The organism is Actibacterium sp. 188UL27-1 (assembly GCF_016901225.1).
GTDB lineage: Bacteria > Pseudomonadota > Alphaproteobacteria > Rhodobacterales > Rhodobacteraceae > 188UL27-1.
The window spans coordinates 226890-243824 of the sequence record NZ_JAFEUL010000003.1; the positions used below are offsets into that span (position 1 = coordinate 226890).

Annotated in this window: 15 protein-coding genes; 12 read left to right on the top strand and 3 right to left on the bottom strand. The window is 62.7% G+C overall.

Going from position 1 to position 16935, the window contains the following annotated elements; translation table 11 throughout:
- Positions 1–35 precede the first annotated feature (35 nt).
- The 8 genes from tsaE (at position 36) to IU397_RS06515 (ending at position 10744) form a co-directional block, all read left to right on the top strand.
- Positions 36–530 carry a tRNA (adenosine(37)-N6)-threonylcarbamoyltransferase complex ATPase subunit type 1 TsaE gene (tsaE, locus tag IU397_RS06480; protein ID WP_204411892.1) on the top strand — a complete coding sequence of 165 codons (495 nt, stop codon included), beginning with the start codon at positions 36–38 and terminating at the stop codon, positions 528–530.
- Complete coding sequence (locus IU397_RS06485) at positions 527–1537, top strand: aminoglycoside phosphotransferase family protein (protein ID WP_204411893.1); 1011 nt, start codon at positions 527–529, stop codon at positions 1535–1537. The genes tsaE and IU397_RS06485 overlap by 4 nt, the downstream gene beginning before the upstream one ends.
- Complete coding sequence (locus IU397_RS06490; RefSeq protein WP_204411894.1) at positions 1513–2202, top strand: nucleotidyltransferase family protein; 690 nt, start codon at positions 1513–1515, stop codon at positions 2200–2202. Before IU397_RS06485 ends, IU397_RS06490 begins: the two co-directional genes overlap by 25 nt.
- Positions 2195–5146 (top strand): double-strand break repair protein AddB, encoded by a 2952-nt coding sequence (gene addB / locus IU397_RS06495; protein ID WP_204411895.1) that lies wholly within the window; start codon positions 2195–2197, stop codon positions 5144–5146. Before IU397_RS06490 ends, addB begins: the two co-directional genes overlap by 8 nt.
- Positions 5143–8481 (top strand): double-strand break repair helicase AddA, encoded by a 3339-nt coding sequence (addA, locus tag IU397_RS06500; protein ID WP_204411896.1) that lies wholly within the window; start codon positions 5143–5145, stop codon positions 8479–8481. The genes addB and addA overlap by 4 nt, the downstream gene beginning before the upstream one ends.
- Before the next feature lie 58 nt (positions 8482–8539).
- Positions 8540–8860, top strand: a complete 321-nt coding sequence (gene trxA / locus IU397_RS06505) for a thioredoxin (RefSeq protein ID WP_204411897.1) — start codon at positions 8540–8542, stop codon at positions 8858–8860.
- 253 nt (positions 8861–9113) lie between these two features.
- Entirely contained in the window at positions 9114–9671 is a 558-nt protein-coding gene (hslV, locus tag IU397_RS06510; RefSeq protein WP_204411898.1) for an ATP-dependent protease subunit HslV, read from the top strand.
- A complete protein-coding gene (locus IU397_RS06515) occupies positions 9668–10744 on the top strand; it encodes a hypothetical protein (protein ID WP_204411899.1) in 1077 nt (358 codons plus the stop codon). Before hslV ends, IU397_RS06515 begins: the two co-directional genes overlap by 4 nt.
- 3 nt (positions 10745–10747) lie before the next feature.
- Here the strand turns inward: IU397_RS06515 and IU397_RS06520 are convergent, their stop codons facing one another.
- Complete coding sequence (locus IU397_RS06520) at positions 10748–11140, bottom strand: DM13 domain-containing protein (protein ID WP_204411900.1); 393 nt, start codon at positions 11138–11140, stop codon at positions 10748–10750.
- A gap of 205 nt (positions 11141–11345) precedes the next feature.
- On the opposite strand from IU397_RS06520, the gene hslU reads away from it, so the two are divergent.
- The 3 genes from hslU (at position 11346) to IU397_RS06535 (ending at position 15088) form a co-directional block, all read left to right on the top strand.
- Complete coding sequence (hslU, locus tag IU397_RS06525) at positions 11346–12656, top strand: ATP-dependent protease ATPase subunit HslU (RefSeq protein ID WP_204411901.1); 1311 nt, start codon at positions 11346–11348, stop codon at positions 12654–12656.
- A 44-nt stretch (positions 12657–12700) separates the two neighbouring features.
- Entirely contained in the window at positions 12701–13807 is a 1107-nt protein-coding gene (locus IU397_RS06530) for an alpha/beta hydrolase (protein WP_204411902.1), read from the top strand.
- Positions 13808–13870: 63 nt separating this feature from the next.
- Entirely contained in the window at positions 13871–15088 is a 1218-nt protein-coding gene (locus tag IU397_RS06535) for an MFS transporter (protein ID WP_204411903.1), read from the top strand.
- Here IU397_RS06535 and IU397_RS06540 read toward each other — a convergent pair.
- Both IU397_RS06540 and IU397_RS06545 read right to left on the bottom strand, forming a co-directional pair.
- The gene (locus tag IU397_RS06540; protein WP_239479642.1) at positions 15071–15631 is read right to left on the bottom strand and encodes a Smr/MutS family protein; all 561 of its coding nucleotides are present in this window, start codon (positions 15629–15631) and stop codon (positions 15071–15073) included. The genes IU397_RS06535 and IU397_RS06540 overlap by 18 nt on opposite strands.
- A 40-nt stretch (positions 15632–15671) precedes the next feature.
- Entirely contained in the window at positions 15672–16340 is a 669-nt protein-coding gene (locus tag IU397_RS06545; protein WP_204411905.1) for a Tim44/TimA family putative adaptor protein, read from the bottom strand.
- Positions 16341–16448: 108 nt separating this feature from the next.
- On the opposite strand from IU397_RS06545, the gene IU397_RS06550 reads away from it, so the two are divergent.
- A complete protein-coding gene (locus tag IU397_RS06550) occupies positions 16449–16931 on the top strand; it encodes an FxsA family protein (RefSeq protein WP_204411906.1) in 483 nt (160 codons plus the stop codon).
- Positions 16932–16935 lie beyond the last annotated feature (4 nt).

Here is a 16935-nt window from a genome sequence, read left to right on the forward strand (position 1 = left end):
CTTGCGGGCCTGCGACCCCCGGGTAATGTGGCTGCATGATCATTGCAGACCCTTTGACACAGACCCTGATCCTGCCGGATGCAGAGGCGACAACCCGGCTGGGGCAAACACTTGCGCCGCTGTTGGGAAATGGCGACACGCTATTGCTGGCCGGACCAATCGGTGCCGGCAAAAGCCATCTGGCCCGGGCCATCATCCTATCTAAACTGGCGGGCGAGGATCGGGTTGAGGATGTGCCCTCGCCGACCTACACGCTGGTGCAGACCTATGACACGACCAAGGGAGAGATCTGGCATACCGATCTTTATCGCCTTGGTGATCCGGGCGAAGTGTACGAACTGGGCCTGGATGAGGCATTTGAGGCCGCGTTATGCCTCGTGGAATGGCCAGACCGTTTGGGACGCACAGCCCCCGCTCATGCATTAAGCGTCGAAATTGCCCTGAGCGGGACCGGGCGGCGCCTGACCCTTTCAGCGCAAGATCCCAAATGGGCGGCACTCCTTGCGACAACGGCCCAGTGCTTCGGATGAGCCGCGCAACGACGATAACGGGCTTTCTGACCGCACACGGTTGGGGCGCGGCCAAGCACCAGTTTCTGACGGGTGACGCCTCAAACCGGCGCTATATCCGTCTGGAACTGGGGGACCGTAGGGCGATTCTGATGGATGCGCCCGTGACCGCAAACCCGGATACGCCGCGCTTTGTGGAGGTGGCTGATTACCTAGGCAAAATCGGTCTTCGACCGCCCGGCATTCTGGCACAGAATCTGGCGCAGGGGGTGCTGCTGCTGGAGGACCTGGGCGATGCCATTTTCGCCCGCGTGCTAGAGCAGACACCAGACCTTGAACCCCAACTCTACGTGGTTGCGGCAGACGTACTGCTCCACCTGCGGCACAGCGTTGTTCTGCCCGGCCTGGCCCAGTTCACACCGCACGTCATGACAAATCTGACAGACCTGGCCTACCAATGGTACTGCGCCGAGGGGGATCGCCCCCCGGATCACACCCACGTAGACACCGCCCTGTGCGACGCCCTGACCCGGATCGATGGGATGCAACCTGTCGTTGCTTTGCGTGATTATCATGCCGAAAACCTGATCTGGCTGGGCGACGCATCCGGGACCAACCGCGCCGGTTTGCTGGATTTCCAGGATGCCGTTCTGGCCCATCCAGCCTATGATCTGGTGTCGCTGCTTGAAGATGCCCGCCGGGATGTCACGCCCGCAACACGGCAGGCTACCATCACGCATTACCTGTCCCGCAGCGGCGACAACCCCGATCAGCTCGGCACCGCCCTCGCCACGCTGGGGGCCCAGCGCAATTTGCGGATCCTCGGCATCTTTGCCCGCCTGTCGCTAAGAGACCGAAAGCACCACTATATCGACCTGATTCCCCGGGTATGGGCGCATCTGCAACGCGACCTACAGCACCCCGCCCTTGCCGCGGTCAAAGCCGCTGTCATGCCGCTCCTGCCAGACCCAACACTCGCAAAACTTGAAAGGTTACGCCGGATATGCGCGACCACCCCCGCGCCCTGATGCTGTTTGCCGCCGGTTTCGGCACACGCATGGGGGACCTGACGCGCGATCGCCCGAAACCGCTGATCCCGGTCGCGGGCAGTCCGCTTATTGACCACGCATTGGAACAGATCGACGCGCTGATGCTGGACCGGGTTGTCGTCAACCTACACTATTGCGGGGATCAGATCCGCGACCACTTGCGGGACAGGCCAGACATCGCCTTTTCCCACGAACATCCCGATATCCTGGAAACTGGCGGCGGGCTGCGCCAGGCATTGCCGCTCCTGGGTGTCGATCCGGTCTATACATTCAACACCGATGCCGTCTGGGCCGGACCAAACCCGCTCACACTGTTGCGCGATGCCTGGGACCCAGCGACAATGGACGCACTGGTGCTCCTCGTCCCGCTGGATCAGACCGTGGGCCATACCGGCACCGGGGATTTTCTGATTGATCCGGCTGGCCGCCTGACCCGCGGCAAGGGGCCAGTCTATGCTGGCGCACAGATCCTGAAAACCGACCGGCTGTCAGATATTGCAGAAACCAAATTCTCACTCAACACCGTCTGGAACCAGATGATCGCCGACCGCACGCTGTTCGGCCTGATCTATCCCGGCCACTGGGCCGATGTCGGCCGCCCCGACGGCATCGCCCTGGCCGAAGCCATGCGCGCCCATGTTTGACACACCCGGCCCCCGGATGTTCGGCACCGCACCGGGGGTGGATTTCCCCCGCGCCGTCATTGCCGGGCTCGAACACCGCCTGGCCGGCGCACCGCCCGTCGCCTGGGCGCGGGTTACGCTTTACGTCAATACCCGCCGGATGCAGCGGCGCATCCTGGATCTTCTGGCCGCCGGGCCCCCGCGGTTGCTGCCCCAGATCCGGCTGATCACCACCCCCGACGATGGCCCTATCGGCGCGGCGATCCCCACGCCGTTACCGCCGCTTCAAGTGCGTCTCGAACTCCGACAGCTCCTGGCGCGTCTAATGGATGCCCAGCCGGAACTCGCCCCCCGCTCAGCACTTTTCGATCTGGCGGATAGCCTGGCCGCCCTGATGGACGAGATGCAAGGCGAAGGTGCCGCGCCCGAAACGCTGCACCGCCTGGATGTGGCCGACCATGCCAGCCATTGGGGACGCAGTCTGACGATCCTGAGCATCGTGACCAACTACCTGAAAACCCTTGACCGGCCTTTTGGATCGGACGCGCGCTTGCGGCAGGTCACCCAGGCCTTGCAACGCCACTGGGCAACCTATCCGCCGCAGGATCCGGTGCTCATCGCGGGCTCCACCGGCTCGCGCGGGGCGACCCGCCTGCTGATGGAAGCTGTGGCCCACCTGCCCCAAGGCGCCCTGATCCTGCCAGGATATGATTTTGACCAGCAGCCCGACATTTGGTCTGAACTCGACGATCCGAAAACGGGCGAGGATCACCCCCAATACCGGTTCCGTCACCTGATGCGGACCCTGAAACTGGGCCCGACAGACGTCCGTAAATGGGCCGAGATCACGCCACCGCACCCTGCCTGCAACAGGCTGATCTCTCTGGCGTTGCGTCCGGCCCCCGTGACCGATCAATGGCGGGCGCAAAGCCGGACCCTCACGGATCTCACCGGCACGACCGCGCACATGACCCTTGTCCAGGCCCCGACCCCGCGAGAGGAAGCGGCGACAATCGCCCTCTGCCTCCGCCAGGCGCTGGCCCAAGGTAAAACAGCGGCTCTGATCACACCCGACCGGATGCTGACCCGGCAGGTCACCGCCGCTCTTGACCGGTGGGCCATCACCCCCGATGACAGCGCCGGGCGACCGCTGAACCAATCCGCGCCGGGGCGGTTTCTGCGCCATGTCGGGGCGGCCATGGCCAAACCCCTGCGGCTGGACCATGTGCTGACCCTGCTGAAGCATCCGCTCACCTGCTCGACCGATCAACGGGGCGACCACCTGCGCTGGACGCGAGAACTGGAGTTGTTCCTGCGCCGCGAGGGTTACGCCTTTCCCAACCCAGCCCATACCGCGGCATGGCTGGCGAAGGTTGACCACCCGCCAACGGCCTGGGCCGATTGGCTGGACCAGACCCTGCTGACGGGGGAAACACCCGGCGACCGGGATCTCTCAGACCACCTGACCGATCACCTGGAACTGGCCGAACGTATCGCGGGCGGCCCCAGTGCCACATCCTCCGGCGCGCTCTGGAAAGAGACGGCGGGCGAGGCCGCCCAGACCACCGTAAATGATCTGCAGGGCAGCGCGGCCCATGGCGGGCGGATGAGCCACCGTGACTATCTCACCTTATTTTCCGGCGTGCTTGCGGGGAAGGAGGTGCGGGAAGCGCAACTCAGCCACCCCGATGTCATGATCTGGGGCACGCTGGAGGCACGGGTGCAAGGGGCAGATCTGGTGATCCTCGGCGGGCTCAATGATGGCGTCTGGCCCGAACTGCCCAGCCCTGACCCCTGGTTGAACCGGACCATGCGGCTTGACGCGGGACTGCTGCTGCCCGAACGGCGAGTCGGCCTGTCTGCCCATGACTTCCAACAGGCGATCTCGGCGCAGGAGGTCATCCTGTCCCGTGCCCTCCGCGATGATGAAGCCGAGACGATCCCCTCCCGTTGGTTGAACCGCCTCGGCAATCTGCTGCGCGGCACCAGCGACGAAGGGCAGGCGGCTTTCGCTGCCATGGAACGCCGCGGCGCAGACCTGATGCATTTGGCCAGAACACTCGACCAACCCACGGCACAGATCATTCCGGCAGGCCGCCCCTCACCATGCCCCCCGGCAGAGGCGCGGCCCAGGGAACTCCCCGTCACCGCAATCTCGACCCTGATTCGGGATCCCTACGCCGTCTATGCGCGCCATGTTCTGCGGCTTTATCCGCTTGATCCGGTCTTGCCCGAACCCGATGCCCGCCTCCGCGGGACGCTTCTGCACCGCGTCATGGGCGGCGTCATCCGCGAAGGCCACGCACTGCCCACCGATCCCGCCATCGCCCAATCCGCTCTTTTGCAAAGCATGGCACAGGTCCTCCACCAAGACGTCCCATGGCCCGCCATGGCCTACCTTTGGCAAGCGAAATTTAGGGCTGTTCTGCCGGATATCGTCGCGCGCGAAACCCCGCGCGCGACCCACGGCATCCCCGTTCTGGAAGAACGCCGGGGGCAGGTTGCTTTGCCCGGTCTCGACTTTACCCTAACCGCGAAACCGGACCGGATCGACCAGCGGCGGGACGGCACCTTCGCCATCTACGACTACAAATCCGGCAAGCCCCCCAGCCAAAAAGAGGTCGAAGCGTTCGATAAACAACTCACGCTTGAGGCGGCGATGCTCGTCCGCGGGGGTTTCAAAGACCTCGGCCCAGGGCAAATCTCTGAACTGGCCTACATCGCGCTCGGTAACAGTGATACCGACCGGCCCATCATCTTGGATGGCAAGGATGGCACATATCTGCCCGACACCACGTGGGAGGGTTTGCACCGCTTGATCATCCACTACCACAGCGAAACAAAGGGGTTCACCGCCCGCCGCGCGGTCCAGACCACCCGGTTCGAAGGCGATTATGACCATCTGAGCCGCCTCGGCGAATGGTCCGACACTGACCCGCCCAAGGCGGAGGATGTGGGCCGATGAGCCCCCGCGACAACGCCACCCAGGCACAGGTCGATGCCGCTGACCCAACGGCATCGACTTGGCTTGCCGCCAATGCGGGCTCCGGCAAAACCCGCGTTCTGACCGACCGGGTGGCGCGGCTGCTGCTGCAGAACGTCTCCCCCCAATCCGTGCTGTGCCTCACCTACACCAAGGCCGCGGCGAGCGAGATGCAGAACCGCCTATTCTCAACCCTCGGGGCATGGGCGATGAAGGATGACGCCCCCCTCGCCGCCGCCCTGGCCGAACTGGGCGTCGACCGCACCGACCCCCACACCCTGGCCGAGGCGCGTCGCCTCTTTGCCCGGGCCATCGAAACGCCCGGCGGCCTGAAAATCCAGACGATCCATTCCTTCTGCGCCACGCTCCTGCGCCGCTTCCCGCTGGAAGCTGGCGTCCCCCCCGGATTTACCGAGATGGACGACCGCGCCGCCCAGGACCTGCGTGCCGATATCCTCAATGACCTGGCCGAGGCCGACCCCGACCTGTTTAAGGCCACCGCCACCCATGTCAGCGACCAGAGCCTTGCCAGCCTCACGGCCCAGATCAACACCCACCGGGAGGCCCTGTCTGCCAACCCGAACTGGCCCGAAATGGCGCAGCTTTTCAGTATTCCAGACGGCTTCGATGAAACCACAATCCGGCAGGCCGTGTTTCAGGGCACCGAAGATGACATGCTCTGCGCACTCCTGCCCATCCTCGCCGCCAGCGGACCACAAGACCAGGGTGCGGGCCGGAAACTTGCCGCACTCCGGCCCCTTGACCTGTCCAAACTCGGCGGGCTGGAGGACATCTTCCTTTACGGCGAAAAGGCCAAAAACCCTTTCGCCGCCAAACTCGACCGGTTCCCGACCAAAGGCATCCGCACCACGCATCCCGATCTAACCGCTGACCTCCACGCCTTCATGCAACGGGTCGAGGACACGCGCGAAGACCGCCTCGCCCTCCAGGCCGCACGCAAAACCCATATCCTGCACCAATTCGCCGCCGCTTTCCTGCCGCGCTACGAACAGCGCAAAGCGCTGACCGGGCAACTTGATTTCGACGACCTGATCCTCAAGGCGCGCGACCTGCTGATCCGCCCTGGCCTCGCCGAATGGGTGCTCTACAAGCTAGACGGTGGCATCAGCCACATTCTGGTGGACGAGGCGCAGGATACCAGCCCCCAGCAATGGCAGGTCATCCGCGCCCTGACCGAAGAATTCACCAGCGGCGCCATGGATGACACCCGCACGATCTTTGTCGTGGGCGACAAGAAACAGTCGATCTATTCGTTCCAGGGCGCTGATCCCTCGGGATTCGACAGGATGCGCGATGATTTTGCCCGGCGCCTCACCGCCATCGAACAGCCTCTGGCCGAACGGCGGCTGGAATACTCCTTCCGCTCGGCCCCGGCGATTCTGACGCTGGTCGATCAGGTCTTCGATAACCCCGACAGCCACTTGGGCCAGGTCACCCATGCGGCCTTCAAAGGCGACATGCCGGGCCGTATCGATCTGTGGCCCGTGGTCGAAAAGGCCGAAACCGAAGACGAAGACCCCTGGGACGCGCCCATGGATCTGGTCAGCGCAGAACACCATAACAACCGCCTGGCCCGCGCCATCGCGGACGAGATCACGCGGATGAAGCGCGACGAGGTGCTGCATCAACCCGTCAAGGCCGACAACCCGAATGCGGGCGCAATGGTCGCGCGTCCCATCACGGATGGCGACATCCTGATCCTCGTCCAGTCCCGCGCGCCGCTCTTTCACGAGATCATTCGCGCCTGCAAAGAGGCGGGCCATGCCATCGCCGGGGCCGACCGCCTGAAACTGGGCGGCGAACTGGCCGTGCGTGACCTGCTGGCACTCCTGCGGTTCCTGGCGACACCGGAGGATGATTTATCCCTCGCCGCCGCGCTCCGCTCTCCCCTCTTTGGCCTAACCGAAGACGATCTTTTCCGCCTCGCCCATCCCCGCAAAGGCTACCTGTGGGAGGCCATGCGCACCCAGGACACAGCCGCCCGCACCCTCCTTTCAACCCTGCTGAACCAGGTCGACTTCCTGCGCCCCTATGACCTGCTGATGCGCATTCTTTTGCGCCATGACGGCCGCCGCAATCTGACTGCCCGCCTCGGCGAAGAGGCCGAGGATGGCATTGACGCCATCCTCTCCCAGGCGCTCAACTACGAACAAAAGGAACCGCCCAGCCTCACCGGGTTTCTCGCCTGGATGGAAAGCGGCGAGGTCGAGATCAAACGCCGGGCGGACAGCACCGGCGACAAGATCCGCGTCATGACCGTCCATGGCGCTAAGGGGTTGGAGGCGCCGATCGTCTTCCTCCCCGAAACGGGTGCCAAACAGGAGCGTGTCCGCGATGACCTGCTGTCCGATGAAGACGGCAACATCCTGTGGAAGACGCCCGCCGGGGAAAGCCCCCTGCCGCTGCAAACCGCGCTCGAAGACCGCAAACATCGCGACCGCGAAGAACGCCAACGGCTGCTCTATGTCGCCATGACACGCGCCGAAAACTGGCTGGTTGTCTGCGCGGCAGGCGACCAAAAGAATGACGCAGACTGGTACGCCCAGATCGCGCAAGGGATGGAACGGGCCGGCGCTGTCCATCAGGATTTCGCCTTGGGCGCGGGCCAACGGCTGGAACCGCTGCCCTGGCCGATGGAACCGCCGCAATCCGCGGACCAGCCCATTACCGAACCATGGGCAAAGCCCCCTTGGCTCACCGATACAGTTCCGGCACCAGACCGTCCGGTGGGCCCCATTTCCCCGTCAAACCTCGGCGGCGCAAAGGCGCTGCCCCGCGAATGGGATGGCGGGCTGACCACCGAACAGGCCATGGTTCAAGGCAGCCAAATCCACCTGCTGCTGGAACACCTGCCCGGCCAGGATCCCGCCAACTGGCCCGCCATGGCGGCCGCCCTGTTGGGCGAACATGGGCAACCCGCGCTGACCCGGGCACAGCGCGTGCTGACCGATCCCGCACTCACCCACATCTTCGCACCGGACAGCTTGGCCGAGGTCGACATCATGGCCCCCATCCCCGGCGCGACCCGCATCCTGCACGGCACCATCGACCGGCTGCTGATCGCGCCCGATCATGTCCTGGCCGTCGATTTCAAATCCAACATCGCCGTCCCGCAGATAGCCAAGGACATACCAGATGGCCTCCTGCGCCAGATGGGGGCCTATGCCATGGCCCTGGCCCAGATCTACCCAAACCACCGGATCGATACGGCCATCCTGTGGACCGAAACCGCAACGCTGATGACCCTGCCACACGGCCTCGTGAGCAAAACGTTGCAATCGGCCACCTTCCCTTGACGGCCAACCAGCCCGTCCCTACCTTCCGCCCCCAACCCTGATGCCAAGGAGAACCCCCATGGCCACCTTAGCCGTCACCGACGACACGTTCGACGCCGAAGTCAAACAATCCGCTGTCCCCGTCGTGGTGGATTTCTGGGCCGAATGGTGCGGTCCCTGCAAACAGATCGGCCCCGCATTGGAAGAGCTCTCTTCCGAAATGGAAGGCCGCGTAAAAATCGTCAAAGTCAACGTGGACGAGAACCCCAATTCGCCCGCCTCCCTCGGCGTGCGTGGCATCCCGGCGCTCTTCATGTTCAAGGATGGCGAGGTCGTCGCCAACAAGACAGGCGCCGCCCCCAAAGCCGCCCTCCAAAGCTGGATCGAAGAAAGCGTCTAAGCCCCTCGATCCACAGATTGCATGACAAGGGCCCGGACCATCCGCCGGGCCTTTTTACGTGTCCTGCAAACCGCGAACGCCTCATTATGTGTTTAGAAATATCCCCGCCGGAGGCATAAAATCCAACGGCGCAGCGCGCCATGACAGACCTGGCCTTTTTCTCGGCGCTCCCAATACGTATGTATCCGGTATGTATGGAATACATACGGTTTGTGCATCGAATGTGCATGGCCAAAATACGGGAGTTTTAACGATGGCGAGGGATCAGTTTCCCGGCTGGCACGGCACCACGATCCTGGGTGTCAAACGTGGTGGGCAGGTCGTGGTGGCGGGCGACGGCCAGGTCAGCCTGGGTCAGACCGTGATCAAAGGGACGGCGCGCAAGGTGCGCCGCCTGAACACCGCGGGACAAGATATTGTGGCCGGTTTCGCTGGGTCCACAGCAGATGCCTTCACCCTGCTCGAACGGCTAGAGGCCAAGCTGGAGGCCACATCAGGCCAGCTTGCCCGCGCCAGTGTGGAACTGGCCAAGGACTGGCGCACCGACAAATACCTGCAAAAGCTGGAGGCGATGCTGATCGTCACCGACGGGTCCGAGCTGCTGGTCATCACCGGCGCAGGCGATGTTCTTGAACCAGAACAAGGGGTTGCGGCCATTGGCTCCGGCGGCAATTACGCACTCGCCGCCGCCCGCGGCCTGCTTGAGACCGAGTTTGACGCCGAAGAGATCGCCCGCAAAGCCATGGCCATCGCGGCTGACATTTGCGTCTACACCAACGGCAACCTCACCGTGGAAACGATATCGTCATGAGCCTGACCCGGGACGATATCCGCGCCGCCGTCCAGAACGGCACCATAACCGAAGCGCAGGCAGCCGGTATCGTCGCCTTGTCCGATGCCCGCCGCGGCGCTCGCGAAAACCTGCATGGCCTTGATGAACCTTTCGAATTGTTCAAGGGTTTCAACGAGATATTCATCGTGGTCGGCCTCAGCATCCTCTATGCCGGTTGGGCCGGGCTGACCGCCGTGTCGGTCTTTGCCTTCGGAACGAATGATGCAGGTGTAAGCGCAATTCTCTTTGGTCTGGCGGGCATTGCCGCTCTTGCGGGCCTCGCCACGTATTTCACACGCAGGCGCAGGATGGTCGCGCCGTCCATCGCACTCACTGTCATGGTGGGGCTCAGCGCCACCCAGATTGGGATTGGCCTGGGAAACGAGATCGGCGAAACCATTTTCGTCACGGGTCTGTGCTGTACGATTGCGCTGACCGGGTTCTGGGCCGTTTTCCGTATCCCGTTTGCGATGCTGCTGATTGCCTTGTCGGTCTTTACCGCATGCTTTGGGCTCCTGGCATCGGGCGGGGGCGTTATTCAGTCACCGCTAGAACTGTTCTTGCTATCGGATGACGGGCCGCTTGCCATCCTGACAATCGGGCTGGGCCTGTTGGGGTTCGCAATTGCCCTGTGGTTCGACATGTCGGACCCGCACCGGGTGACCCGCCGCGCGCAGAACGGGTTCTGGCTGCACATCATCTCGGCCCCCGCCATCGTCAATACAGTGGCATTGACGCTATTTCAGGCAGAAACCATCGCATCCTACCTTACATTGCTGTGCTTTCTGGCGGTGATCGCCGTCATGGCCATCGCGATTGACCGCCGTTCATTCCTGGTCTCGGGCGTCGGCTATGTGGTCGCGCTGGCCGTCACGGTGGCAGAGGATCAGGCGTTCTGGGCGATCCTCCTTTTGGGCGTCGGGCTGGTTCTGCTGGGGGCACAATGGGAAAAGCTGCGCCGCGGCCTGATGAACACCCTGCCCAGCTTTCCCGGCAAAACCCGGTTGCCGCCGTGGGACACGCTTCCCCCGGCGGCACCGGCCGTGCCCTGAGCTTTACCGCAGGTTTGCCACACCCAGCGGCACGCTGAAGCGTTCGCACCACAGATAAACCTGGTTATATTTGGACAGGTCCAAGTTGGCGGGGATCCGGTAAAGCTGCGCGCCGCTGGTCTTGGCCAGTTTCGACATCCTTGTTTCACGGGCATAGCCATTGCGTCCCAACGCCACCCAGGGATCAGGTGCTCCATCAAAGAAGAAATCATTCCCCAACTGCACGTAATTCCTGCCGTCGCGGGACACGATGGCGACGGATCCCCGGGTGACATGGTTGCTCGCGCCCCTGAACGTTCCCCTGCCCATGGCCGACACCGCGTTGGGGATGATCGACAGGCTTGCAGCAGCGGGAATTGCGGCGGCAGAGGCCAGAAAAGTACGCCGGGAAATCATGACAGGATCCTTTGCATATGGGTGTTGCCAGCACGCTACGGACGGGGCGGCCCTGGCGATACCCGCTGACATCCAATCTCACGCGCCTCTGATCGGTCGTGAAAACCGGACCTGCCCTTGTGTTTTCATCTGTGGGTTTTACCTGCCACCCGCGGAGATATAGAGAGATGCGACTTGTGCCCAACCGCGTTACGAAAGACCTGTTATGACCGACCTGACCCCCCGCGAAATCGTCTCTGAGCTTGACCGGTTCATCATCGGGCAAGCCGATGCCAAGCGGGCCGTGGCCGTCGCCCTGCGCAACCGGTGGCGGCGCAAACGGTTGAACGATGATATCCGCGACGAGGTTTATCCAAAGAACATCCTGATGATCGGCCCAACGGGCGTCGGCAAGACCGAGATCAGTCGCCGCCTGGCCAAACTCGCCAAGGCGCCCTTCCTCAAGGTCGAGGCCACAAAGTTTACCGAGGTCGGCTATGTCGGGCGCGACGTCGAACAAATCATCCGGGACCTGACAGATGCCGCCATTGTCCAGACCCGCGATGAAAAACGCGAACAGGTCAAGGCCAACGCCCATCAGGCCGCCGAAGACCGCGTGCTGAAAGCCATTGCCGGGGATGGTGCCCGTGACCAGACCCTGACCATGTTCCGCGAAAAGCTGCGCAACGGCGATCTGGACGATACCGTGATCGAGCTGGACGTGGCCGATACCTCCAACCCGCTGCAGGGGTTCGAGATACCGGGACAGCCGGGCATGCCGCCCATGGGTGGCATCAATCTGGGCGATATCTTTGGCAAAGCGATGGGCGGCCGGACGGTGCGGCGCAAGTTGACCGTCTCCCAATCCTACGAATTGCTGATCGCGGAAGAGGCTGACAAGTTGCTGGATGATGAAACCATCACCAAGGCTGCGCTCGAATCCGTGCAGGAAAGCGGTATCGTCTTCATTGACGAGATCGACAAGGTCTGTGCCCGGTCTGATGCCCGCGGCGCCGATGTCAGCCGCGAAGGGGTGCAGCGCGACCTGTTGCCCCTGATCGAAGGCACGACCGTATCAACCAAGCATGGCCCGGTCAAAACCGACCATATCCTGTTCATCGCCTCCGGCGCCTTTCATATCGCAAAACCGTCGGATCTGCTGCCCGAATTGCAAGGCCGCCTGCCGATCCGCGTTGAACTGCGCGCCCTGACCGAACAGGATTTCGTCCGCATCCTGACCGAAACCGACAACGCCCTGACCCGCCAATATACCGCATTGATGGCGACCGAGGCGGTCGAGGTCTCATTCACCCCCGATGGCATCGACGCGCTGGCCCGGATCGCGGCGGAAGTGAACCAGAGCGTCGAAAACATCGGTGCGCGGCGGCTTTACACCATCGTGGAGCGCGTGTTCGAGGAGCTGAGCTTCACCGCCCCCGACCGCGATGGAGAGCAGATCGAGGTCAACGCCGCCTTTGTCGAAGACAATATTGGCGCCCTCGCCCGGTCCGCCGATATCAGCAAATACGTCCTTTAGCGCCAAGTTCATTTTCCCAGCCAACGATCTGAACGAAGACATCCATGACAAGACTGACATTGCTTTTGGTGGTTCTGGTCATGGGCTGTGCCCCGCGCGCGAACCTTGTCATCGTGCCTGACACGGCGAATGTCGGGTCGGTCCAGCGGATCTTTGTAACGACCAGTCGTGATTATTCTGAAACGACGCAGACCTTTGCCGGGTTCGCCCGTGGTGCGGTCCGCTTTGCCCAGATCGATGTGTCGATCCCACCCAGTCACCGGGCAGGCCATATCGCGCTGCCGGGGCGTCGCCCCCCTGATCCGGCAAACCATGTTCTGGCAACCCGGATGAAAACCTATCCCGGTGCGCCCGATTTTCGCTCAGATCTGTCCCGTGCCCTGCGTGCCAAGGGGGGAGAGGCTGTCATCTATGTGCATGGCTTCAACAACACGATGGCCGACGGCGTCTTTCGCATCGCGCAACTGACCCATGATCTGCAGGGTGGCGGGCTGCCGATGAACTATGCTTGGCCGTCCGCAGGCAACCCCCTGGGATATGTCTATGACCGCGACAGCGCCCTTTATGCCCGCGACGGGCTGGAGGAGATGTTGCAGCAGGTCACCGATGCCGGGGCACAGGAAATTGTGATGGTCGCCCATTCCATGGGGGCGCTCGTCACCATGGAAACCCTTCGCCAACTGGCCATTGCCGGCAACCAACGGGTGCTGGACCGGATCGGGGGCGTCATCCTGATGTCCCCCGATCTGGATGTTGAGGTGTTTCGATCGCAGGCCAGCCGGATCGGCGCGCTGCCGCAACCCTTTGTTCTGTTCACCTCAACCCGTGACCGCGCCTTGCGCTTGTCGGCGCGACTGACGGGGCGGAATGAACGGCTTGGCTCCCTTGCAACGGCAGATGATGTTGCAGACCTGAGCGTGACCATTCTGGATGTCAGCGAGTTTCGCGATCCCGGTCAACGCCACTTCGCACCCGCGACCTCGCCAAGCCTGCTCCGGATCATCAGCCGCTTGGCGGAGGTCGACGGCGCCTTCCAGCGGGGCGATACGGGCCGCACTGGTCTGTTGCCTGGCACGGTTCTGACCGTGCGCAATGCAACGCAGGTCATCCTATCCCCTACTACCGCCTTGTCGGCCACTGGCACCCGATAGCGCTGTTCATCCCCCGGTGAAGGCCCTATCCCGGATCTGTCATTATCTGTCAGGCCGGGGATCATGCTGTCTTTCATGCGGGGAAATGCCCGGTGGCTGGCCGCGGGCGTGCTGCTGACCTTTTCGTCCAGCTATGGGCAGACCTTCTTCATCTCGGTCTTTGCCACGCAGATCCGGGCGGAGTTCGGGCTCAGCGATGGCGCCTGGGGGCTGATCTACACGGCAGGCACAGCGGCCTCCGCCGTCGTGATGATCTGGGCCGGCGCCTTGACGGATCGCTTTCGCGTGCGCGATCTGACCATGGCAATCCTGCCGCTACTGGCCTGCGCCTGTGCGTTGATGATGTTCGTCTCCGCCATCTGGGCCCTGCCCGTGGTGATCTTTGCCCTGCGGCTGATGGGCCAAGGGATGACCAGCCAGATCGCCACCGTGGCCATGGCCCGCTGGTACGACAAGAACCGCGGCAAGGCATTGTCCATCGCGACGCTCGGCTTTTCCATCGGCGAGGCCGTCTTGCCGCTGGTGTTCGTGATGCTCATGCTGGTCTTTGACTGGCAAACCCTATGGGGGCTGGCGGGCCTGATGGCATTGGCCGCGGCCCCTGCGATCTGGGTGTTGCTGCGGGAAGAACGCACACCCCTGGCCGCTGCCGATCAGCAATCCTCCACCGGGATGGGTGCGCGGCACTGGAGCCGGAACGAGGTGTTTCGCCATTGGCTGTTCTGGACCATGGTGCCCACGATCATGGGCATTTCCGCCTTTGTGACCGCGTTCTTTTTCCAGCAAACCCATCTGGCACAGATCAAGGGCTGGCAGCATCTGGAGCTTGTCGCCCTCTTCCCGCTCTACACATTGACGGCGGTGCTGACCATGCTGGGATCCGGCCTCGCAATCGACCGGTTTGGAACCGCCCCCATGATGGCGTTGTTTCAAGTGCCGCTGGCGCTGTGCTTTCTGGTTCTGGCCGCCAGCGATACGCTCACTGGCGCTGCGATTGGGCTGGTGCTGATGGGCGTCACCACCGGCGGCAATGCCACGCTGCCATCCGCGTTCTGGGCAGAGTTCTTTGGCACCCGCCATGTCGGCGCGATCAAGGCGATGGCGGCAGCGGTCATGGTGCTGGGATCGGCCATCGGGCCAGGCCTGTCCGGTGTGCTGATCGATGCGGGCGTCGATTTCAGCCAGCAGATGTATGGGCTCGCCTTTTATTTCCTGGTGGCATCCGTCACCATCGGCCTGGGCGTGCGCCGGGCGGCACCGGCGCTAGCGCGCACGACGTAGATAGACGTAATAGGCGCCGTCGCCCCCGTGGCGGATATGGGCTGGCGTCACTTCAAGCACGATGGCAGACAGCGGTGGCAGGCGCAGCCATTGCGGCACGTGGCGGCGCAGAACCCCACGGCTGGAGGGGATCGGCCCGTCATCCGGCACGGTTTTACCTTTGCCGGTGATCACAAGAAGCAACCGCCGCCCCGCCCGATGAGAGGATAGGACAAAGCCGTTCAACGCCGGATGCGCCTGGTTGAGCGTCATACCATGCAGATCGATCCGCGCATCCGGGTCCAGTTTGCCTGACCGCATCTTGACGAATTTCTTGCTGTCCATCTGTGGTGCGGCCTTGGACGAGGCCGACGCATAGGCAATGCTGGCCCCACCTGACGGTCGTGCGGTCTGAGCCATATCAAATTTGGGGATCTCAGCTGGCGGGGTGACCGGCGATTCAACCGGCCCCGCCTCTTCCGCCGCCTGCCGCGCCTTGGGCTTGTTCAGCGGTGTGGCCGTGCGCGCGACCTGCTGCCACAGCGCAAGCTCATCGGGACGCAAACCTCGCGTCTTACCCTTACCCACAGACCCGTGTTTCGCACTATTCGCCGGTCGCGACCAATACCCAGTTCGGATCATCGCCGGTCATCTGGCGGGCAAATGTCCAGATGTCGCGCTGGCGCTTGATCTCGTTCGGATCGCCTTCGATGATCTCGCCTTCGCTGTCGCGCACAACGGATGTCAATTCACCCACGAACTTGACCGACACCTCACCCGTATTCGTATCCCGGTCAAAAGTTGCATCATGCAGGCCAATCTCGCGGATACCAACGAAATTGGCTTCGACCTTCAGGCCCTGATCTTCCCGCGCGGCCACAACATCAACAAAGGTCTGGAACACGTCTTCACCCAGGAAGGGTTTGATATCGTCCAGCTCACCACTTTCGAACGCCATCAGGATCATTTCATAAGCGCCGCGCGCACCATGCAAAAAGTCCGATACGACGAAACTCGGATCGGTCAGCTTCATCGCGGCCAGCGCTTTGGCACTGTCTGACCCATCTTCCACATGGTCGGTGATATCGCGGTCAACGCCGCCTTCGATCACCTCGAAATCACGGCGGGCATTCACCGACGCATCCACGGATCGCGACACGGTCGATGGTGGTTTCTCGAACCCTTCGCGCGTGCCAAGAACGGATCGCAAGCGCAGGATCAGGAAAATCGCAATCCCGGCCAAGACCAGTAGCTGTATGACGGCAGAGTTCATCGGGACCTCATAATAGGGCTGGGTTGGTTTTTTCGCCTCACCGCACATATGTAGGTGAGCTGGTGAGGCAAGTCCACTTAATGCCCGCCCCCGAAATTAGAGGCAACCATGCGACTATTGCTCCTGTTTATTGCGATTCCGTTGATCGAGATCGCTCTTTTCATCCGTGTGGGATCTTTTTTGGGTCTGTGGCCGACCCTGTTAATCGTCGTTTTGACAGCAATATTGGGCACATATCTGGTCAAGAAACAGGGTTTGCAGGTGCTGGGACAGGTCCAACGGTCTTTCAACGAGCTGCGTGACCCGACCGAAGCGCTCGCCCACGGGGCTATGATTCTGTTTTCCGGCGCACTTTTGCTGACGCCGGGTTTTTTCACCGACGCGGTCGGATTTCTGCTGCTTGTCCCGGCCTTCCGGGTCGCCGCGTTCCAGTTTCTGCGCAAACGGATCAAGGTCAGCGGCTTCACCGCCACCCGGCGCGACCCAGCGCAGGGTCAGGCCGCCTCCCGAACGGTGATTGATGGGAAGTATGTGGATCTTGACGAACAAACGGCACCGCGCGATGGACCGTCCGGGTGGACCCGCCATTGATGCA